17 protein-coding genes are annotated in these 20,504 nt (G+C 68.4%); 11 read left to right on the forward strand and 6 right to left on the reverse strand.

All coding sequences use genetic code 11. The annotated features are described in order from the left end of the window. Positions 1-72 precede the first annotated feature (72 nt). The 9 genes from PV762_RS11290 to PV762_RS11330 all read left to right on the forward strand — a co-directional run bounded on the left by PV762_RS11290 (position 73) and on the right by PV762_RS11330 (position 8,489). Positions 73-1,236 (forward strand): CobW family GTP-binding protein, encoded by a 1,164-nt coding sequence (locus tag PV762_RS11290; protein ID WP_421035127.1) that lies wholly within the window; start codon positions 73-75, stop codon positions 1,234-1,236. 150 nt (positions 1,237-1,386) lie between these two features. Then, a complete protein-coding gene (gene dksA, locus PV762_RS11295; protein WP_421035128.1) occupies positions 1,387-2,031 on the forward strand; it encodes an RNA polymerase-binding protein DksA in 645 nt (214 codons plus the stop codon). A 76-nt stretch (positions 2,032-2,107) separates the two neighbouring features. Continuing rightward, positions 2,108-3,871 (forward strand): hypothetical protein, encoded by a 1,764-nt coding sequence (locus PV762_RS11300; RefSeq protein ID WP_421035129.1) that lies wholly within the window; start codon positions 2,108-2,110, stop codon positions 3,869-3,871. Between the two features lie 258 nt (positions 3,872-4,129). Next, the gene (gene hslV / locus PV762_RS11305) at positions 4,130-4,666 is read left to right on the forward strand and encodes an ATP-dependent protease subunit HslV (protein WP_421035233.1); all 537 of its coding nucleotides are present in this window, start codon (positions 4,130-4,132) and stop codon (positions 4,664-4,666) included. Further along, on the forward strand, positions 4,663-6,012 hold the full coding sequence (gene hslU, locus PV762_RS11310; RefSeq protein ID WP_421035130.1) for an ATP-dependent protease ATPase subunit HslU: 1,350 nt from the start codon (positions 4,663-4,665) through the stop codon (positions 6,010-6,012). The genes hslV and hslU overlap by 4 nt, the downstream gene beginning before the upstream one ends. Before the next feature lie 82 nt (positions 6,013-6,094). Then, on the forward strand, positions 6,095-6,919 hold the full coding sequence (locus PV762_RS11315) for a DNA polymerase beta superfamily protein (protein ID WP_421035131.1): 825 nt from the start codon (positions 6,095-6,097) through the stop codon (positions 6,917-6,919). Positions 6,920-7,142: 223 nt separating this feature from the next. After that, entirely contained in the window at positions 7,143-7,391 is a 249-nt protein-coding gene (locus tag PV762_RS11320; protein ID WP_421035132.1) for a hypothetical protein, read from the forward strand. A 101-nt stretch (positions 7,392-7,492) separates the two neighbouring features. Further along, complete coding sequence (locus PV762_RS11325) at positions 7,493-7,912, forward strand: YybH family protein (RefSeq protein WP_421035133.1); 420 nt, start codon at positions 7,493-7,495, stop codon at positions 7,910-7,912. Positions 7,913-8,018: 106 nt separating this feature from the next. Next, entirely contained in the window at positions 8,019-8,489 is a 471-nt protein-coding gene (locus PV762_RS11330) for a tautomerase family protein (RefSeq protein WP_421035134.1), read from the forward strand. A 39-nt stretch (positions 8,490-8,528) separates the two neighbouring features. On the opposite strand, the gene PV762_RS11335 is transcribed toward PV762_RS11330, so the two are convergent. Then, complete coding sequence (locus tag PV762_RS11335; protein WP_421035135.1) at positions 8,529-9,311, reverse strand: type III pantothenate kinase; 783 nt, start codon at positions 9,309-9,311, stop codon at positions 8,529-8,531. Between the two features lie 181 nt (positions 9,312-9,492). On the opposite strand from PV762_RS11335, the gene PV762_RS11340 reads away from it, so the two are divergent. Both PV762_RS11340 and PV762_RS11345 read left to right on the forward strand, forming a co-directional pair. Further along, a complete protein-coding gene (locus PV762_RS11340) occupies positions 9,493-11,364 on the forward strand; it encodes a methyl-accepting chemotaxis protein (protein WP_421035136.1) in 1,872 nt (623 codons plus the stop codon). 349 nt (positions 11,365-11,713) lie between these two features. Beyond that, complete coding sequence (locus PV762_RS11345) at positions 11,714-12,886, forward strand: YbfB/YjiJ family MFS transporter (protein ID WP_421035137.1); 1,173 nt, start codon at positions 11,714-11,716, stop codon at positions 12,884-12,886. Here the strand turns inward: PV762_RS11345 and cobA are convergent. From cobA to PV762_RS11370, 5 genes are all read right to left on the reverse strand, one after another. Next, positions 12,854-13,762 carry a uroporphyrinogen-III C-methyltransferase gene (gene cobA / locus PV762_RS11350; protein ID WP_421035138.1) on the reverse strand — a complete coding sequence of 303 codons (909 nt, stop codon included), beginning with the start codon at positions 13,760-13,762 and terminating at the stop codon, positions 12,854-12,856. The genes PV762_RS11345 and cobA overlap by 33 nt on opposite strands. Beyond that, entirely contained in the window at positions 13,759-16,629 is a 2,871-nt protein-coding gene (locus tag PV762_RS11355) for a molybdopterin-dependent oxidoreductase (RefSeq protein WP_421035139.1), read from the reverse strand. Before PV762_RS11355 ends, cobA begins: the two co-directional genes overlap by 4 nt. Before the next feature lie 13 nt (positions 16,630-16,642). Next, positions 16,643-17,023 carry a nitrite reductase small subunit NirD gene (gene nirD / locus PV762_RS11360; RefSeq protein ID WP_421035140.1) on the reverse strand — a complete coding sequence of 127 codons (381 nt, stop codon included), beginning with the start codon at positions 17,021-17,023 and terminating at the stop codon, positions 16,643-16,645. Positions 17,024-17,033: 10 nt separating this feature from the next. Next, on the reverse strand, positions 17,034-19,454 hold the full coding sequence (nirB, locus tag PV762_RS11365; RefSeq protein ID WP_421035234.1) for a nitrite reductase large subunit NirB: 2,421 nt from the start codon (positions 19,452-19,454) through the stop codon (positions 17,034-17,036). A gap of 195 nt (positions 19,455-19,649) precedes the next feature. After that, positions 19,650-20,453 (reverse strand): ABC transporter ATP-binding protein, encoded by an 804-nt coding sequence (locus PV762_RS11370; protein ID WP_421035141.1) that lies wholly within the window; start codon positions 20,451-20,453, stop codon positions 19,650-19,652. Positions 20,454-20,504 lie beyond the last annotated feature (51 nt).

Genomic DNA, 20,504 nt, shown 5'->3' on the forward strand with positions numbered 1-20,504 from the left:
ACATTCGCTTGAAACACAGTCATCCGCCCTCAGTTAGCGGGCCCAGGCTTCCCTTACAGATTGGTCTCCACCATGTCGTCCGTCCCTGATACCAACGTCCAGAGCGCCGCGCAGCCCTCCGCCGCGAGTCCTGCCACGGGCCTGATCCCCGCCACCATCCTCACGGGCTTCCTGGGCTCGGGCAAGACCACGCTGCTCAAGCGCGTGCTGACCGAGGCGCACGGCCAGAAGATCGCCGTCATCGAGAACGAGTTCGGCGAGGAGAACATCGACAACGACATCCTCGTCAGCGAGACGCAGGAGCAGATCATCCAGCTGAGCAACGGCTGCGTCTGCTGCACCATCCGCGAGGATCTGCGCACCACGCTGGCCGATCTGGCCGCGAAACGGCGCAAGGGCGAGCTGGACTTCGAGCGCGTCGTCATCGAGACCACCGGCCTGGCCGATCCCGGCCCGGTCGCGCAGACCTTCTTCATGGACGACGAGATCGCGGAGACCTTCCTGCTGGACTCGATCCTGACCCTGGTCGACGTCAAGCACGCCAACGACCAGCTCGACACGCGCCAGGAAGCGCGCCGCCAGGTGGGCTTCGCCGACCAGATCTTCCTGAGCAAGACCGACCTGGTGGACGCCGCGTCGGTGGAGGCGCTGTCGCACCGCCTCAAGCACATGAACCCGCGCGCGCCGCAGTCCAAGGTCCACTTCGGCGAGGTGCCGATCAAGGACGTCTTCGACCTGCGCGGCTTCAACCTGAACGCCAAGCTGGAGATCGATCCGGAGTTCCTGGCCGTGGACGACCATGGCCATGATCACGGACACGACCATGATCATGGGCACGACCATGGTCACGACCATGCGCACGGGCACGATCACGGCCATGAAGGCCACGACCACGCCCCGGGCGAGGCCTGCAACCATCCGCACCACCATCACCACGACGACGACGTCAAGTCCTTCGTCTTCCGCTCGGAACGGCCCTTCAATCCGGCCAAGCTGGAGGACTTCCTGGGCGCGATCGTGCAGGTGTACGGGCCGAAGATGCTGCGTTACAAGGGCGTGCTGAACATGAACGGCACCGACAAGAAGGTCATCTTCCAGGGCGTGCACCAGCTGATGGGTTCGGATCTCGGTCCCAAGTGGATGCCCGATGAAAAGAAGGTCAGCAAGATGGTGTTCATCGGTATCGATTTGCCGAAGGACATCCTCATGCAGGGGCTGGAAGGCTGTCTGGCTTAGTGCCACACTGAATGATGGTTCACAGCCATCGCTGGCGCGGCGGCGGAGGTGGCTACAATCCGCCGCGCCCGAACCAGGCCCCTGCGCCAACGGCGGGAAGCCCCGGCTTCTCATGTCGAGCAGGTATAAAGAGCCGCTAGGAGAGTGAACGTGAGCAAGACCCCGGCCTCCAAGACCGCAGCGACCAAGACCCCTGCGGCGACAGCCAAGGCGTCCAAGTCCGCGGCGGAGGGCAAGTCCGCCGACGCGGACGCGCCCGACAGCACGGTCTCACTGCTGGACAGCCCCGTCCGGCCCTCGACCCCGACATCAACGAACCAGAACAGCCGACCTGCCGTGAAAGCCGATCCCAAACTCTCCTCCGCCTGGAAAAACAAGGCCGGTGCCGAACTGTCCGATGCCGAAGTGCTCGCGATGCCCGACACCGAATACATGAACGACAAGCAGGTCGAATTCTTCCGCGCCAAGCTGACGCAGTTGAAGGAAGACATCCTGTCCAACGCCGGCGAGACGACCGAGCACCTGCGCGAGGACACGTCCATCGTCCCCGATCCGGCCGACCGTGCCACGATCGAGGAAGAGCACGCGCTGGAACTGCGCACCCGCGACCGCGAGCGCAAGCTGCTGAAGAAGATCATGCAGTCGCTGCAGCGTCTGGACAGCGGCGAGTACGGCTACTGCGACGAGACCGGCGAGCCGATCGGCCTGGGCCGTCTGATCGCCCGCCCGACCGCGACGCTGTCGCTCGAGGCGCAACAGCGCCGCGAGCTGAAGCAGAAGATGTTCGGCGACTGAGTCGCCGCCTCCTTCAGAATCAGGCAGTACCGCCAGTTCCACCGCCACTACTGCGAAAAGCAAGGTCCGCGTGAGCATGTCCGACCCCAAAGACGGCACCAAAGAAGGCGAGAGCTTCTTCCGCAAGGTGGCGCGTTTCGTCGCCAATCCGACGACCGACTGGGCGGAGATCAATTCGCGCCAGGACGACCCCGAAGCCGATGCCGCCAAGGCCGAGCTGCGGGCGATGGTGGAGCGCAAGCGGCGCAACGACTTCGTGCGCAAGCGCGAGCTCGACATGCTGCGCAAGATCCGCCGTGAAGGCCTGACCCCCGAGCAGCTGGCCGCCCTGGGCGGCCACGCCACGTCGGGCATCGACGAACTGGGCCGCATCAGCGAGATCCAGGGCGTGCGGCGCGACGACGGCACCGTGAAGGCCAAGATCGACCAGATCGAGCAGCAGATGGTCGGCGAGGGATTCGTCCCGACGCAGGTCCAGAGCCAGCACCCGCCCGGTTTCTTCGACACCAGCACCCGGCCGGTCAACTTCGCGCCGACGCAGCCGGCAGACCCGATCGGCCAGGTCGGCGCGCGGGTCTCCGACCACGCCCCGGCGGCGGACATCGAACGGCTGGACCTGTCGCCCGCGCCCGCCGCGGCCTCGATGGGCGGCGGCATGGCGCCGCCGACGCCGGCGGGCGCGCCGGCCCCCATCCCCGAGTTGAAGAAGGAAATCCCGACGTTGAGCTTCCGCGTCGCGGATCCGCAGGTCGAGGTCAGCGAGGTCGTCCACGACGCCGAGCTGGACGAGGCCGTCATCGCCTTCGCCAACGCCGACTACGAACACTGCGAACGCAGCCTGATCGACCTGACCCGCCAGGGCGGCGCCCGTCACCAGCATCCCGAGACCTGGCTGGTGCTGTTCGACCTGTACCGGGCGACCGGTCAGCAAGGCAAGTTCGAGCACCTCGCCAACGACTACGCGCAGCAGTTCGGGCTGTCGTCGCCGCAATGGTTCTCGCTGCCCAAGCTGGTGGCCGAGGCCGTGCAGGCGGAACGCGCGCCGCGCGGCCGTGCGAGCAGCGTCTCGTGGACCACGCCGGAGTATCTGGACGTCGAGGCCGTGACGCAGATGCGCACGCGCTGCGAGAACCTCCCGATGCCCTGGGTGATCGACTGGGCGCCGCTGCGCCAGATCGACATCGAGGCCTGCGCCAAGCTGCGAGACCTGTTCCGCGCCTGGGCGCAACAGGCGCTGGACCTGCGCTGGCTGTCCGGCGACCATTTCTTCCAGGTGCTGCGCGAGCAGGCGCCGGTGGGCAGCCGCGACGCCGATCCCATCCTCTGGATGCTGCGCCTCGAAGCGTTGCGCCTGGCCAACCGCCCGGACCAGTTCGACGAGGTCGCGATCGACTATTGCGTGACCTACGAGGTCTCGCCGCCGAGCTGGGAAAAGGCGCTGTGCCATGTCCGGATCAGCGGCAACGCCCTGTCGACGAGTTCCCCGTCGTCCATCCAGCCGGCGGCGATGGACACCGGCATCGCGTTCCTGGAATCGACGATGACCGACGCGGTCAACACGGCGGCGCTGATGGAACTGTCGGGCCAGCTCAGCGGCGACATCAGCGAGACGCTGGCCTTGATGACCGAGCAGCTGGGCGGCGCCTCGCTCGTGACGATCGCCTGCCCCAAGCTGATCCGCCTGGACTTCATGGCCGCAGGCGATCTGCTGAACTGGGTCCTGGCCCGGCGCAGCGAGAACCGCGCGGTGCAGTTCAGCGATGCGCACCGCCTGGTGGCGCTGTTCTTCGGCGCGATGGGCATCAACGAACACGCCCGGGTCAAGGTGCGCCACGTCTGAGGCACCGCCTTCAAGCGTCGCGACCTTCGCAGCAACGGGGCCCCTGGCCCCGTTGTGCTTTCGGATGTCCGATCATGGCCACCAGAACATCGACATCCGCAACCGGCATTCGCACAGGCGACGCCGCAGGCTTTTCCGCACCGTCTCTCCACCTTGTGATTCCCGCCAGGGAACCCACGTGAGAGTGTCATGACGTCCTCCGGGACGTCCAACGAGTTCCAGAGGTCGGATCCCATGTCTCAAGACCACTCCTCCCCGCTGCCGCCGTACCACGGCACCACCATCGTCAGCGTGCGCCGCGGCAACCAGGTCGCGATCGGCGGCGACGGCCAGGTGACGCTGGGCACCATCGTCGTGAAGTCCACGGCGCGCAAGGTGCGCAAGCTCCACAAGAACCAGGTGCTGGCGGGCTTCGCCGGCGCGACGGCGGACGCGTTCACGCTGTTCGAGCGCTTCGAGGCCAAGCTGGAGAAGTACGAGGGCAACCTCGTGCGCGCGGCGGTCGACCTGACGCGCGACTGGCGCACCGACCGCGTGCTGCGGCGGCTGGAGGCCATGCTGGCGGTGTCCGATCGCACCTCGTCGCTGATCATCACCGGCAACGGCGACGTGCTCGAGCCCGAGCAGGGCATCGTCGCCATCGGCAGCGGCGGCGCCTATGCGCAGGCGGCGGCGAAGGCGCTGCTCAACCACAGCGAGCTGAGCGCGGTCGACATCGTCAAGCAGTCGCTGGTCATCGCCGGCGAGATCTGCATCTACACCAACGGCAACCACACCATCGAGGTCCTGGAATGAGCAGCAGCATGACGCCGCAGGAGATCGTTTCCGAACTCGACCGGCACATCGTCGGGCAGGCCGATGCCAAGCGCGCCGTCGCGATCGCCCTGCGCAACCGCTGGCGGCGCCAGCAGGTCGACGAGAAGCTGCGCGGCGAGATCACGCCGAAGAACATCCTGATGATCGGCCCGACCGGCGTCGGCAAGACCGAGATCGCACGCCGCCTCGCGAAGCTGGCGGATGCGCCCTTCATCAAGGTCGAGGCGACGAAGTTCACCGAGGTCGGCTACGTCGGCAAGGACGTGGACAGCATCGTGCGGGACCTGGTCGACATCGCGGTCAAGCGAGAGCGCGAGCGCCAGATGCGTTTCCAGCGCGCGCGGGCCGAGGACGCGGCCGAGGAACGCCTCCTCGACGTGCTGGTGCCGCCGGCGCGCTCCTCGACCGGCTTCGCGCCGGCGGCGACGGAGACCGGCGGCGCGGACAACACCGCGCGCCAGGTCATGCGCAAGCGCCTGCGCGAGGGCTCGATGGACGACAAGGAGATCGAGATCGCGCTGAGCGAGGCCAAGCCGTCGATGGAAATCCTCGGCCCGCAGGGCATGGAGGAGATGGCCGAGCAGCTCAAGGGCCTGTTCTCGCAGATGGGGCAGGAGAAGAAGGTCACGCGCAAGGTCAAGATCGCCGAGGCGCGCAAGCTGCTGGTCGAGGAAGAGGCCGGCAAGCTGGTCAACGAGGACGAGATCAAGACGGCGGCGCTGGCGCTGGCGCAGGACAACGGCATCGTCTTCATCGACGAGATCGACAAGGTGGCGACGCGCAGCGAGCACAGCGGCGGCGCGGACGTATCCCGCCAGGGCGTGCAGCGGGACCTGCTGCCGCTGGTCGAAGGCACGACGGTGAACACCAAGTACGGGATGGTCAAGACCGACCACATCCTGTTCATCGCCTCGGGCGCGTTCCACCTGAGCAAGCCCAGCGACCTGATCCCCGAGCTGCAGGGCCGATTCCCGATCCGGGTGGAGCTGAAGTCGCTGTCGGTGGGCGACTTCGAGGCCATCCTGTCGAGCACGCATGCGAGCCTGGTGAAGCAGTACCAGGCCTTGCTGGCGACGGAAGGCCTGACGCTGGAGCTGAGCCAGGACGGCATCCGCCGTCTGGCGCAGATCGCCTACGAGGTCAACGAGCGCACCGAGAACATCGGCGCGCGCCGCCTGGCGACGGTGCTGGAGCGGCTGCTCGACGACATCAGCTTCGACGCGCACAAGCACGCCGGCAAGACGGTGACGATCGACGGCGCGCAGGTCGACGAGAAGCTGGGCGCGCTGGCGCAGGATGAGGATCTGAGCCGGTTCATTCTTTGAGGACCAGGCCCGCGGCGCTCGGGCGCTCCGTCTCTCCAACCGGAGCCTCTCCGATGCGTGTCAGGCGGTCAGAATGGCGGCCATGAACGCCGTTCCCTCCACCGACATCTCCGCCATCCCCGAAGCCGCGCGGGCCGAGGTCCATGCCCGTCTCCGGGCCGCCGAATCCGAGCACCAGGTCCGCGTGCTGCTGGCCATCGAGTCCGGCAGCCGTGCCTGGGGCTTCGCATCGCCCAACAGCGATTTCGACGCCCGCTTCATCTACGCGAACCGGACGGACTGGTACCTGTCGGTCGGCCTGGAAGAACAGCGCGACGTCATCGAGTACCCGATCGTCGATGAGATGGACATCAACGGCTGGGACCTGCGCAAGGCCCTTCGTCTGTTCCGAAGCTCCAATCCGGGCTTCGTCGAATGGATCCAATCGCCGATCGTTTACGAGAGCAGCACCAGCTTCCATGCCCGGGCGCGCGAGCTGCTGCCGATCGTGTACTCCACCGTGCGCGGCATTCATCACTACCGCAGCATGGCCAAGACCAACTTCCGCGGCTACCTGCAGGCCGATGAAGTGCCGCTGAAAAAGTACTTCTACGTGCTGCGACCGCTGCTCTCGGTCCGCTGGCTGGAACGCCACCAGCAGCCCGCGCCGATCGAATTCCATCGGCTGCTCGAGACCATCGCCGACGAGCCAGGCTTGCCTTCGGCGATCGACGATCTGCTGGCGCTCAAGCGCCACACGCCGGAGCTCGGCCTGTCGCCGCAGGTCGTTCCCATCCAGCGCTTCATGGAGCGGGAGTTGGATCGGGTGGAAGGTCTGGAGCTCCCGGCCAAGGATCGACCGGAGGTCGAGCCGATGTTGTCCGAACTGTTCCGCGACGTGCTGCGGGAATGCTGGGAGCCGGCGTGATCGGCGACTTCGTCGCCGACGCCTCTTCGCAGGGGAACTCGCCCAGTGGCGCGAGCTGGCGGTGTCGCCGGACTCCCCACGTGATCGTGCAGTGATCGCAGTGCGCGGTACGCCTGCCGTGCGGCGTCCGCCGTCTTCACCCTGAACTCACACAGGGCTCATGCTGAGCTCGAACCCCATGGCGAGACTGGGTCCTTCACCTCAAGAAAGGAACCGTCCCGCCATGAACCGCTTTCTCGCTTCCGTGCTCATCGGGCTGCTGGTCTGGAACGTCTCGACCGCCCTGCTCATCGACGTCTACGTCCCCTCACCCTGCAATGCCCTTGGCCGCTGCGACGGGGACATGGCCTTCACGCTCAAGGTGATCGGCATCTGGTTCGGCATGTTCTGGGCGACCTCGGCCTCCGTGCTGCTCTACAACATCGCGTCGTGGAAGCGCGAGTGGGCGCGGCATCAGCAACGCGTGGGGTGATCGCCTGGCCCCCGAGCGGGCGTCCCGGTCGGCTCGTGTCGACATCCCCGGCGCTCAATCGTCGTCCGTCATCTACCCTCGATGAACTGAAGGAGCCCGCGATGACCGACGATCCCGTTCACGCCTTCCTGCGCGACTATGCCGCCGCCGTCTTCGACCGCGATCTGCCGCGCTTCCTGGACCTGTACGCCGACGAAGTCCAGGTCTTCGACAGCTGGAACCGCTGGGAGTACGCAGGCCGCGAGGATTGGGCCGGCATGATCGCCGCCTGGTTCGAGGGCATCCAGGATGTGCGGGTCCGTGTCACGGCGAAGGACGTCAAGACCTGGCACGACACGCAGGTAGCCGGCGGCTCTGCAACGCTGGAATTCGCAGCGCTGGATGCCGATGGACAGCCGTTGCGCGCGACCGAGAACCGTCTCACCGTGCTCCTGCGAAACGACGGCGGCACGTGGCGCATCGTCCATCAGCACACCTCGGTGCCGGTCGACTTCCAGAGCAAGCAGGTCGTGAGCCGCTGATCGCTCGTTGCGACCGACTTCACACCGACCTCACCGCGGCCTCATGCTGCCCTCGATGGGCATGACGAGACTGGCGTCTCCTCAACGAGTGGACACCGATTCCGTCATGCCGCACTTCCACGTCTCCCTCCGCATGGGCCGCGATAAGCTGGAGGCCCCGTCGCCCCCCACCGCCGCGCCCATGCCGAGCACCCTCATCGAAGTCCGCCGCGCCTATTCGCAGGAACAGGAAGTCCAGCTGATCGAGGCCGTGCAAGCGGCGCTGGTCGAGGGCTTCAAGATCCCGGCGGAAGACCGCTGCGTTCGCCTCATCGCGTACGAGCCGCACCGGTTCATCTATCCGCCGCGCCTGTCGCGTCCCGAGTGCTACACGCTCGTCACCGTCACCGCTTTCGCCGGGCGGACGATCGAGGCGAAGCGCCGTCTCTATCGCAGCATCGTCGAACGGCTGGGCGCGCTCGACATTCCCGCCGACCACGTCACCATCACGCTCAACGAGGTCGACCGCGAGAACTGGGGCCTGCGCGGCGGTGTCCCGGCGTCGGAGATCGACCTGGGGTTCAAGGTCGACGTGTGAGCGACGCGGCTCTCGCGGCGATCGGGCCGCTTGGGGCGCTCAGAGCGCCAGCCGATGCGCCTGCAGCGCCAGCAGCCCGTCGAAGATCAGCGAGTCGATCAGCTCGTGCGGGATGTCCAGCGCCGGCGAAACCTTCCAGCCCGCGCCGCCGGTCATCAGCGTGACCGGCGCCTGGCCGCAGCGCTTGAGGATGTGGCGATGCATGCGCTCGATCGCGCCGGTGATCGCGTAGTTGCCGCCGCTGGTGAGCGCATCCGACGTGTTCGTCGGGAACTCGCGCACCTCGCCGGTCGGCACGCGCAGGCCGGCGGTGCCGCCTTCCAGCGAGCGCAGCATGATCCCGTGGCCAGGCAGGATCAACCCGCCGAGGAACCGTCCGTCCGCGTCGAGCGCGTCGACGGTCACCGCAGTGCCCACCATCACCACCAGCGCCGGCTTGGGCGCCTGTCCGCGCCCTCGCGACAGCACATGGTGGCGCGCGCCGATCAGCGCGACGAAGCGGTCCGCCCCCAGGCGTCCCGGATGGTCGTACCCGTTGGTCACGCCGCCCGCCTGCGCCGACGAGGCGACCCAACGCGGCTCGATATCCCAGATCTCCTCCATCTGCTCCTCGACGCGATGCCGCATCGCATCGCCGGCGACGTTGCTGCCGAGCATGCTGCCCGGCACCGCGGGCAGCTTCGCCCAGTCGCCTTCGGCCAGCGTCTCGATGTTCTCCAGGAACTGCGCCCCGTGCGCCAGCATCGGGCTGCCCGGTTGGGGGCCGGCATAAAGCGCCCACTTGAGGCGGGTGTTGCCGATGTCGATGGCCAGGAAACTCATGGAGGGCGATGCCAGCAAGTGTGGAGTACTTGGGAAATGTCAGTGCCGTGAGGGACAGGGCGGCAGGTTAGCAGTGTTTGTCCTCAAGCCGGTGCACCGGACGGCCGATTTAGGATTGAATCGAGGCTCGTCGCACCACCCCGGGGCGACGCCGTCGGCACAACAACAAGGCTCCCGACCGATGAAGTTCTCCATCGCCACGCGACTGTGGATTCCCGTCGCCGTCATGTCCGTCATGACCGTCGTCATGACGCTGGGAGCGGCTTCCCGGACGCGCGCCCTGCTGGAAGTCGCGCAGGTGACACAGGAACGGCAGCAGCAGCGTTTCGAGCTGGCGCTGCGCTGGCGCGGGCTCACCGAGGCGAACGCCAGCCGTGTGCAGGCCGGGCTGGCCGCGAACGACAACGCCGTCGCCGACGCGATGAAGGGCGACATCGCCCGAACCACCGAGACGATCAACGAGGTGCAGAAGCAGCTCGAGGCGCTGGCCGAGGGCGACGAGGACAAGGCCGCGATGGCCAGGATCGCCGACCAGCGCAAGGCCTACATCGCCGCGCGCAACGACGCCAACAAGCTCAAGGCCGGCGGCGACAACGAGGGCTCGCACCAGGCGCTCAAGCAGAAGGTCGTGCCGGCGATCGAGCAGTACCTGGCCGCGCAGCAGGACTTCGTCGTGCTGCAGCAGAAGCGCTCCGCGGCGCTGCGCGAAGCCGCCGGCGCCGAGCGCATGCGCACCGTGTGGGGTGTGGCGGCGCTGATGGCGGTGATCGTCGGCCTGCTGGCGCTGGCGACCGCGTACTTCGTTCGGACCATCTCCGCGCCGCTGAAGTCGCTGATGGCTGAGGCCGAGCGCATCGGCGACGGCGACCTGTTCCATGTCGAGCGCGACTATCGCGAAGACGAGATCGGCGACGTGCAACGCGCGCTGGCGGCGATGAAGAGCTCGCTGCGCAAGGTCATCCGCGAAGTGCGCGCCACCGCCGACGGCATGCAGACGGCGAGCCAGGAGATCGCCAGCGGCAACCTGGACCTGAGCCAGCGCACCGAGCAGACGGCGTCCAACCTGCAGCAGGCGGCGTCGTCGCTGTCGCAGCTCACCGGCACCGTGCAGCAGAGCGCCGAGAGCGCGCGCACCGCCAACCAGCTGGCGGGCAGCGCGGCCGAGGTGGCCGAGCGCGGCGGCACGGCGGTGAGTGACGTGGTGGGCACGATGGCGCAGATCGACGCGTCGGCCAAGAAGATCAACGACATCATCGGGACCATCGACGGGATCGCGTTCCAGACCAACATCCTGGCGCTGAACGCCGCGGTCGAGGCGGCCCGCGCGGGCGAGCACGGCAAGGGCTTCGCGGTGGTGGCGTCCGAGGTGCGGGCACTGGCGCAGCGCAGCGCCGGCGCGGCGCGCGAGATCAAGGCGCTGATCGGCGACAGCGTGACCAAGGTGGAAGTCGGCTCCCAGCAGGTGCGCGACGCCGGCGCGACGATGAACGAGATCGTCGCCAGCGTGCAGCGCGTGTCGGACATCATCGGCGAGATCAGCGCGAGCACGGTGGAGCAGAGCCAGGGCATCGGCAGCGTGAACGGCTCGGTGGCGCAACTGGACCAGATGACGCAGCAGAACGCCGCGCTGGTCGAGGAATCGGCCGCGGCCGCCGAGTCGCTCAGCGAGCAGGCGCGCAAGCTCACCGCGCTGGTGGGTCGCTTCAAGGTCAGCGATCCCAAGCCGAAGCCCGGCGATGCGATGAACGTCGTCGCGGCGCCCGCGCCGATCGCCCGCGCGCCGGCACCGGTGGCGAGACCCGCGGCCGCTCCGCGTCCAGCGACAACGCCCGTCGCGAAGAAGCCGCTGGCCCCGAAGCCGTCGACGACGACCAAGCCGCCGGTCGCCAAGACCGCGACCAAGGCGACCGCTTCGAAGCCTGCGGCAAAACCTGCCACCAAGGCGCCGTCGCCAAGAGCGCCCGCCGCGACCCATACACCAAGACCGGCAGCGCCAGCCCCCTCGGGACCCAGCGCAACAGCGGCTCCCGACGGCGATTGGGAGACTTTTTGATCTAGCGCAACGACCTCTTGAATAGAGGTCGTTTTGCTTTGGGAATGGGTTTTTGGCGTCCGCGACAGGTTTAGGCTGACTGCCCTCCTCCAACTCTTGCGGACGTAGCATGCACGTCATCCGGCATCCCGACGATGCCCCCTCTCCCGTCCCCGACCGCCACATCGCCACGATGGCTACTCTTAACCTCGGATTGCCCGACGAATTGGCGCGTTGGGCACAAGTCCCCTCAGGAGGTCTTCTATGTTGAGACCGAAGATCATGTACGCGTGATCGACGTGATTCATGAGCGTCGTAACATGACGCAATGCCTTAGTTGCGACTGACCTCCTTCATCGATTCGTGAGCGATGCGCAGCGCCAGTCCCCTCCATCCCTGGCAAGTCTCCGCCGGCGGCATCGCCGGCCTGATCCTGAGCATCGGGCTGGCGCGCTTCGCCTACACGCCGGTGCTGCCGCTGATGCAGCATCAGGCCGGGCTCGGCGATGCGATGGGCGGGACGCTCGCCGCCGTCAACTACGCCGGCTACATGAGCGGCGCCGTCCTCGCCGCGCTCATCGACGATCCGCGCTGGCGCTCGCGCTTGTACTTCTGGGGCATGCTGCTCGGCCTCGTCGCCACCGCGATGATGCCGCTCGCGCCCAACCTCGGGTTATGGGCCGTCTCCCGCTACCTCGGCGGACTCAGCGGCGCCGCCGGCATGCTGCTCGGCTCGGGCCTTGTGCTGGGCTTCCTGATGCGCGCGGGCAGACGTCCCGAGCTCGGCGTCCACTTCATGGGACTCGGCCTGGGCATCGTCGTCTCCGCCATTGGCGCGATGGCGATGGACCAGCTCGCGCTCGACTGGTCCGGTCACTGGTGGGGCTTCGTCGTCATCGGCGTGCCGCTGCTCGCGATCACCTGGTGGTGGCGTCCGCCCGTGCCGCCGCCCGCTACAGCCGCGCTCGGCACCGGCGCGCCCAGCACCCGGTGGATGCGCTGGATGATCGCCGGCTACTTCTGCGCCGGCTGGGGCTTCGTCATCAGCGCCACCTTCATCGTCACCATCGTCGAGCGCCAGCCGTTGCTGCACGGCCAGGGTCCATGGGCCTGGCTGCTCGTCGGCCTCTCCGCCACGCCGGCCGTGTTCCTGTGGGATCGCGTCGCCCGGCGCTTCGGGGATCTCAACGCGCTGCTCGCCGCCTTCGCGCTGCAGATCGTGTCCGTCGTGCTGCCGATGCTGTCGGGCAGCCTCGCCGCCGCGCTCACCGGCGCGCTGCTGTATGGCGCAACCTTCATCGGCCTCGTGAGCCTCACCCTGGCCCTCGTGGGTCGGCGCTCGCCCGGCAATCCCGGCAAGGCGATGGCCCGTCTCACGCTGAGCTACGGCGTCGCGCAGGTCACGGCGCCCGCGCTTGCCGGCGCGATGGCGCAGGCCAGCGGCAGCTACCGCGCCTCGCTGTGGCTGACCGCCGCCGTGCTCACGATCGGCATGCTGATCATGCTGAGGCTACGCCGCCTGGAAGCGCGCGGCGACGCGTGAGTCCTCGATGGCATCGCCCAGGGCGGCCGTCTCCGACAACGCAATCGACGGGACCCTCGCGCCCATTGCGCCCATCGCACTCATCGAGCCGTCGAGCCCGACATCCGACCGCCATTGCGGCGAGAGCGCCACTACCTCTCCGATGACCAGCAGCGCCGGGCTCGGCAGTCCCTCGCGGTCGATCGCGGCGGGCAGGTCGGCGAGCGTCGTGAAGCATTCGCGCTGACGCGGCGTGTGGGCCGCGCTGACGATGACCGCCGGCGTTTCCGCGGCCAGTCCCCCGTCCCGCAGCGACTGCGCGATCACCGCGGCTCGCGTCAGCCCCATGTAGACCACGAGCGTGAGCCGGCTGCGCGCCAGTGCCGCCCAGTCCGGGGCGACGCCGTGATCGCCGTTGTGTCCGGTCACGAAGGCCACGCCCGGCGTGCAGCGCCGGTCCGTGACCGGCACGCCGACCGACGCCGGCGCCGCGAGACCGGCAGACAAGCCGTTGATGACCTCGACCTCGATCCCGGCCTCGCGGAGCGCGTCGACCTCCTCGCCGCCGCGTCCGAAGACGAACGGATCCCCGCCCTTCAAGCGGACAACACGTGCACCGGACCGGGCCTCGCGGATCATCAGCTCATGGATGAAGCGCTGCTCCGTGGAAACGCAGCCGCCGCGCTTGCCCACACGCAGCACGCGTGCAGACGCCGGCAGGCACGCCAGCACGCGCGTGTCGACCAGATCGTCCGTCAGCACCACCTCCGCCTGCCGCAGACGCTTCAGCGCCTTGACCGTGAGCAGGTCCGGATCGCCCGGCCCCGCGCCGACGAGGGAGACACACAGGGGGCGGGCCGTCTGGCCGGCGGTCGGACTGCCGTCGAGCGGGCTCATATCGGTTCCTTCACTTGATTCGAGACAGGCATCACCGGGATCGATGGCAACGACGACGAGGCGGCCGAGGTCGTCGGCCCCACGGTCCGCACCAGACGCCGCAGCGCCGGCAGGCAGGAACCGCACTGCGTGCCGCATCGCAGCTCGCCCTGCAGCGACGCGAGGCGAGCTTCCGGCGCCGCATCCGGCTGACGGCGCAGGCACGCGGCGATTGCGTCCTCGCGCACGTTGAAGCAATTGCAGACCTGCGGACTGGCCGCCGCGGCGGGCTGTTCCGCGTCGGGCGCCAGCAGCCGGCGTCCGAACGGCGCCACCGGCGTGCGCTCGCGCCAGAGGGCGTCCAGCCACGCGGCCTCTCCGCCTTCACCCACGCGCATCAAGGCCTGCAACCTCGCGTCCGCGCCTTCGCCGTCGAGTCGCAGCGAACGGCTGCGTCCGCGACGCCCGTCGGCATAACGCAGCACGCCGACGCCATTCAACTGGAGCACCGCCGCCAGCGCCTGCACGACGGCTGCGGGCGGCGGCTCCGCGAAAGCGAGTTCCAGGCTCCACCCCTCCAACCCGCCCGACCCTTGCTGCGTCCCCCGCGCCTCCTGCGCGGGTCCGGGCAGGCAGCAGGCGTAGTCGGCTTCCGCCATCAGGGCGCGGAGCCGGCTGCGCAGCGCGGCGCCCTCGCCAGGCCCGATCCACGCGGCGCCGAAGACCCGCCACGGCAGGTCGACCGCTTCGACGGCCACGGCGGTGAACTTCAGTTCAGGCTGCCGGGCGTCGGGGCAAGACGCCGACTGCGTCAACGCGTTGATGCCGGACAGGCCACGCCCGCCGAGGAACTCGCTGCCCCAATGCATCGGCAGCCAGGCCTGCTGCGCGCCGGCGCCGTCGTCCGAGCGCAGGGGCACGATCACCTCGCCGCGCCGCGAGCGCACGCGCACCAACGCTCCCGCCTTGAGTCCGCGGCGGTCCATGTCCTGCGGGTGCATCGTCAACGCCGGCCCCGGCTCGCCGGCGAAGAGCTTCGCCACGGTGCCGCTTCGGCTCATGCCGTGCCACTGGTCGCGCAACCGGCCCGTGCTCAACGCCAGCGGGAACTTCGCATCCTGCACCTCTGCCGTTGCCGCGAAGGGCTTCGTGATGAAACGCGCCTTGCCGTCGACATGAGCAAACGCACCGTCTTCGTAGAGCCGCGCTTTCGCGGCGTCCGCGCCCACGGGCCATGGCCACTGCCGGGGCGATTCCTCCAGCATCGGATAGCTCAACCCGCCGATGTCGAGGTCCCGGCCGAGCGTCGCCTCGCGATGCTCCAGCCAGAGCTGCTCTTCCCGCTCCCAGGCGAAGAGCGAGGGCTTGGTCGGCCGCAACGCCGCTTCGACGCGACGCGCCACGTCGCGCACGATGCGCCAGTCCGCGCGGGATTCGCCGGCCGCCGGCAGCGCCGCGCGCACGCGGCTGATGCGCCGCTCGCTGTTGGTGACGGTGCCTTCCTTCTCCGCCCAGGTCGCCGCCGGCAGCACCACGTCGGCGAACGCCGCCGTCGCCGTGCCCGCGAATGCTTCCTGAAGGATCACGAGCTCGCAGCGCTCCAGCGCCGCGCGGACCAGCGCCTGATCCGGCATCGACTGCGCAGGATTCGTACAGGCGATCCAGAGCGCCTTCACTTCGCCTCGCGCCGCCGCCTGGAACAGCTCGACCGCCGTCTTGCCCGGCCGCTCCGGCAGCGCATCCACGCCCCACATCGCGGCGACTTCCTCGCGATGCACGGCGTTGCCGGGATCGCGGTGACCGGGCAGCAGCGTGGCCATGCCGCCGCTCTCGCGGCCCCCCATTGCATTCGGCTGTCCCGTCAACGAGAACGGTCCCGCGCCCGCACGCCCGATCTGTCCCGTCGCGAGATGCAGGTTGATCAGCGCGGTGTTCTTCGCCGCGCCGCTGCTGCTTTGGTTCAGCCCCATGCAGTACAGCGACAAGGTCGACGGCGACTGCGCGAACCACTGCGCCGCCTGAAGGATGTCCGTTTCCTTCAATCCCGTCAGCCGCGCCGACTCGGCCGGCGTCATCGTGCGGACCAGCGCCTTCAACGCGTCGAAGCCGCTCGTGTGCCGCGCGATGAACGCGGCGTCGATCCAGCCCTCCCAGATCGCCGCATGCAGCATCCCGTGGAACAGCGCGACATCGCTGCCGGGCTTGAGCGCGAGATGCAGGTCGGCGAACTCGGCCGTCTCGGTGCGGCGCGGATCGACGACGATGACCTTCATCCCCGGCCGCGCCGCGCGCGCCGCCTCGATGCGGCGGAACAGGACGGGATGTGCCCACGCCGTGTTGGCACCGGCGATGAACAGGCAGTCCGTCTGCTCCAGGTCCTCATAGCAGGTGGGCGGCGCGTCCGCGCCCAGCGACTGCTTGTAGCCCACGACGGCCGAGCTCATGCACAGCCGCGAGTTGCTGTCGATGTTGTTGGTGCCGATCAGCCCGCGCGCCAGCTTGTTGAACGCGTGGTAGTCCTCGGTCAGCAACTGGCCCGAGATGTAGAACCCGATCGCGTCCGGGCCGTGCTCCGCGCGGATCGCCAGCAGTCGATCGGCGATCCGCTGCGTCGTCGTGTCCCAATCCAGCGGTTGGAGCGGCGCGTCGCGCGTCGCCCGCCACGCCGGCTGCAGCAGCCGCTGATGCGCGCGCACGACAGGCGTGGCGGTCAGGTGCAGCGTCGATCCCTTGGTGCAGAGCCGCCCGAAGTTGGCCGGATGATCCGGATCGCCGCGCACGCCGACCATCTGCGCCTGCGCGCCTGCGCCGGTCGCATCGATCAGCACGCCGCAGCCCACGCCGCAGTACGGGCAGGTCGAGCGCGTGGTGCGGACGTCCGGGCTCATCGCCACCGGCCTCTCAGCAGGCCACCCGGGTGCAGGGGCCGGCCTTCATCGGCGGCAGATCGACGCCGACGGTGTCCAGTTCGTCGCGGTCCAGCAGCACGACACCGTCCTCGACCTTCACCTGGAAAACCGGCGTGCGGCCTTCATCCGGCTCGCGGGCGCAGCCGCTCTCCAGCGCGATGGTCCAGTTGTGCAGCGGACACGCGACCGCGTTGCCGAAGACGATGCCCTGGCTGAGCGGCCCCGCCTTGTGGGGGCAACGATCGAGCAGCGCATGCACGCGATCGTCGGCGGTGCGGAACAGCGCGACCTGCGGCCCCTTGGCGCGGGCGACGCGTCGCGAGCCCAGCACGGGGATGTCGGCCACGGTGCAGACGGAGATCCAGTTCGTCATGGGATGTTCCTCACGCTTGAACGGTGGCGACCGGCTCGAACTGGCGCACGTCGACCTGGGCCTTCGCGAACTCGAACCACGGATCCGGCTCGCCGTCGAGCGCGAACTGCAGCTCGGCCCACAGCGCCTTGCGCCCCTCGTGGTCATCGAGGATGCGGCGCTTCACGTGGTCCAGACCCACCCGGCTCACATAGTGCACGGTGCGCTCGAGGTACCAGCCCTCCTTGCGGTAGAGCTGCATGAACGCGCCGGTGTACTCCATGACCTCCTGCGAAGTCTTGAGCTTGACGAGGAAGTGGGCCACCTCGGTCTTGATGCCGCCGTTGCCCGCGACGTACATCTCCCAGCCCGAGTCCACGCCGATGATGCCGACGTCCTTGATGCCGGCCTCGGCGCAGTTGCGCGGGCAGCCACTGACGGCGAACTTCACCTTGTGCGGCGCATACATCCGCCACATCGCGCGCTCCAGGTCCTTGCCCATCTGCGTGCTGTCCTGCGTGCCCATGCGGCACCACTCGGAGCCGACGCAGGTCTTCACCGTGCGCAGCGCCTTGGCGTAGGCATGGCCGCTGGGCATGCCGATGTCGCGCCAGACGTCGACCAGATCCTCCTTGCGGACGCCCAGCAGGTCGATGCGCTGGCCGCCGGTCACCTTGACGGTCGGAATCTTGTACTTGTCCACGGCGTCGGCGATCCGACGCAGCTCATCGGCGGTCGTCTCCCCGCCCCACATCCGCGGGATCACCGAGTACGTCCCGTCCTTCTGGATATTCGCGTGACTGCGCTCGTTGATGAAGCGCGACTGCGGATCGTCGACGGCCTCCTTGGGCCACGACGAGATCAGGTAGTAGTTGAGCGCCGGCCGGCAGGTCGCGCAGCCATTGGGCGTCTTCCAGTTCAGGCGCGCGTAGACGTCGCCCAGCTTGATCAGGTGGTCCTTGAAGATGGCGTCGCGCACTTCCTGGTGGCTCAGGTCGGTGCAGCCGCAGACCGCCTTCTTCTTCGGCGCCGACGAGTAGTCGCCGCCGGCGGTGAACATCAGCAGCTGCTCGACCAGGCCGGTGCAGGAGCCGCAGCTCGCGCTCGCCTTGGTGTGCTTGCGCACCTCCTCCAGCGTGAACAGGCCCTTCTCCTTGATCGCCTTGCACACGGCGCCCTTGGTGACGCCGTTGCAGCCGCAGACCTCGTCGCTGTCGGCCATCGCGGCCGCCTTGTTGTGGCCCTGGTGGCCGACGTCGCCGATGTTGCTTTCGCCGAACATCAGCTTGTCCCGGATGTCGCCGATCTTGCGGCCTTCGCGCAGCAGCTTGAAGTACCAGCTGCCGTCGACGGTGTCGCCGTAGAGGCAGGCGCCGACGAGCTGGTCTTCCTTGATCACGAGCTTCTTGTAGACGCCGGCGAAGGGATCGCTCATCACGATCTCTTCGGTGCCCTCGCCGCCCATGAAGTCGCCGGCCGAGAACAGGTCGATGCCGGTGACCTTGAGCTTGGTGCTGGTCTGGCTGCCGAGATAGCGGCCGATGCCGAACTGCGCCAGGTGGTTCGCGCAGACCTTGCCCTGCTCGAACAGCGGCGCGACGAGACCGTAGGCGATGCCGCGGTGCGCGGCGCATTCCCCGACGGCGTACACGCGGGGATCGGTGACCGTCTGCAGCGTGTCGGTGACGACGATGCCACGTTGGCAGTGCAGGCCGGCGCGCTCGGCCAGCGCGGTGTTGGGACGGATGCCGGCGGCCATCACGACGAGGTCGGCGGGGATCTCCTCGCCGTCCTTGAAACGCACGGCCATCACCCGTCCGTCCTTGTCGCCGATCAGCGCCTCCGTCTGCGCGCCCATCCGGAAGCGCAGGCCGCGTTCCTGCAGCGACTTGCGCAGCAGCTCGCCGGCCTGGTCGTCGAGCTGGCGCTCCATCAGCCAGCCGGCGATGTGGATCACCGTGACCTGCATGCCGCGCAGCATCAGGCCGTTCGCCGCCTCCAGGCCCAGCAGCCCGCCGCCGATGACGACGGCGTGGCGGTACTTCGTCGCCGCTTCGATCATCGCGTTCGTGTCGGCGATGTCGCGGTAGGCGATCACGCCCGCCAGTTCCTTGCCCGGCACCGGCAGGATGAAGGGCGTGGAGCCGGTGGCGATCAGCAGGCGGTCGTACTCGGCTTCCGTGCCGTCGTCGGCGATGACCTTGCGCTTGATCCGGTCGATCGTCGTCACCGTCTTGCCGAGGTGCAAGGTGATGCCGTGCTCGTCGTACCAGGACAGCGGATTCAGGACGATCTCGTCCAGCGTCTGCTCGCCGGCGAGCACCGGACTCAGCAGGATGCGGTTGTAGTTCGGATGCGGCTCCGCGCCGAAGACGGTGATGTCGTAGAGATCGGGCGATATCTTCAACAGCTCCTCGAGCGTGCGAACGCCGGCCATGCCGTTGCCCACCATCACCAGCCGCTGGCGCGTCCTGGTCGGAGCGGTAGCGGCTGCGGTCGCGGCTGTTGTCGCGGTTGTGGTCGCGGTTGTGATCGCGGTTGTGGTCGCTGATGTCGTCTCGGAAATCGTGGTCATGGGAGTCTCCTTCGGACAGGGCTCCGCGACGCCGGGCCGCGAAGGCCCCGGCGAGGAACGGAGCGCTCGGGATCAGGCGGCCTTGGCCTCGACGTGCCGATGCCGCGTGTAGAGGAAATCGATCACCGCCTTGCGCGCGTGCACGTAGGTCGGCTCCTCGGCGAGCGCGACGCGGTCGCGGGGACGCGGGAGCGTCACGGGCAGGATCTCGCCGATCGTCGCGGCCGGCCCGTTGGTCATCATCACGATGCGGTCGGACAGCAGCACCGCCTCGTCCACGTCGTGCGTGACCATGACCACCGTGCTGTGCGTCGCGGCGACGATCTTCAGCAGCTCGTCCTGCAGATGCGCGCGCGTCAGCGCATCCAGCGCGCCGAAGGGCTCATCCATCAGCAGCACCTTGGGCTCCATCGCCAGCGCCCGCGCGATGCCGACGCGCTGCTTCATGCCCCCGGAGATCTCATGCGGCCGCTTGAACATCGCATGGCTCATGCCGACGAGGTGCAGCGCTTCCTCGGTCCGCGCCATCAGGCGTGGACGCAGCTCGCGCCCGCCGAACACCGACTCCACCGCCAGCAGCACGTTGTCGAAGCAGGTCAGCCACGGCAGCAGCGAATGGTTCTGGAACACGACCGCGCGCTCCGGCCCCGGTCCGGCGATCTCGCGGCCGTCGCACAGCAAGCCGCCCCCGGTAGGACGCAGCAGCCCGGCGATCAGGTTCAGCAGCGTCGACTTGCCGCAGCCCGAGTGGCCGATCAGCGTCACGAACTCGCCCTTGGCGATGTCGAGGTCGATCTCGCGCAGCGCATGGAAACGGCCCTTGCGGCTGGCGAAGACCATCTCGGCCTGCTGCACGCGGATGAAGGGAGTGCTCATCGGAATCTCCTGAATGCCCGAACGTCGTGGATGTCCTGGATATCGCCGTTG

Source organism: Mitsuaria sp. CC2, from assembly GCF_048957715.1.
GTDB lineage: Bacteria > Pseudomonadota > Gammaproteobacteria > Burkholderiales > Burkholderiaceae_C > Roseateles.

Coding starts and splice junctions, on each gene's coding strand:
- PV762_RS11325 (WP_421035133.1), top strand. CDS start 7,493: ATGACCGACGATCCCGTTCACGCCTTCCTGCGCGACTATGCCGCCGCC.
- PV762_RS11335 (WP_421035135.1), bottom strand. CDS start 9,311: ATGAGTTTCCTGGCCATCGACATCGGCAACACCCGCCTCAAGTGGGCG.
- nirB (WP_421035234.1), bottom strand. CDS start 19,454: ATGGTGGGCAACGGCATGGCCGGCGTTCGCACGCTCGAGGAGCTGTTG.
- PV762_RS11345 (WP_421035137.1), top strand. CDS start 11,714: ATGCGCAGCGCCAGTCCCCTCCATCCCTGGCAAGTCTCCGCCGGCGGC.
- PV762_RS11290 (WP_421035127.1), top strand. CDS start 73: ATGTCGTCCGTCCCTGATACCAACGTCCAGAGCGCCGCGCAGCCCTCC.
- PV762_RS11340 (WP_421035136.1), top strand. CDS start 9,493: ATGAAGTTCTCCATCGCCACGCGACTGTGGATTCCCGTCGCCGTCATG.
- PV762_RS11300 (WP_421035129.1), top strand. CDS start 2,108: ATGTCCGACCCCAAAGACGGCACCAAAGAAGGCGAGAGCTTCTTCCGC.
- PV762_RS11330 (WP_421035134.1), top strand. CDS start 8,019: ATGCCGCACTTCCACGTCTCCCTCCGCATGGGCCGCGATAAGCTGGAG.
- PV762_RS11355 (WP_421035139.1), bottom strand. CDS start 16,629: ATGAGCCCGGACGTCCGCACCACGCGCTCGACCTGCCCGTACTGCGGC.
- cobA (WP_421035138.1), bottom strand. CDS start 13,762: ATGAGCCCGCTCGACGGCAGTCCGACCGCCGGCCAGACGGCCCGCCCC.
- nirD (WP_421035140.1), bottom strand. CDS start 17,023: ATGACGAACTGGATCTCCGTCTGCACCGTGGCCGACATCCCCGTGCTG.
- PV762_RS11320 (WP_421035132.1), top strand. CDS start 7,143: ATGAACCGCTTTCTCGCTTCCGTGCTCATCGGGCTGCTGGTCTGGAAC.
- PV762_RS11370 (WP_421035141.1), bottom strand. CDS start 20,453: ATGAGCACTCCCTTCATCCGCGTGCAGCAGGCCGAGATGGTCTTCGCC.
- PV762_RS11315 (WP_421035131.1), top strand. CDS start 6,095: ATGAACGCCGTTCCCTCCACCGACATCTCCGCCATCCCCGAAGCCGCG.
- hslU (WP_421035130.1), top strand. CDS start 4,663: ATGAGCAGCAGCATGACGCCGCAGGAGATCGTTTCCGAACTCGACCGG.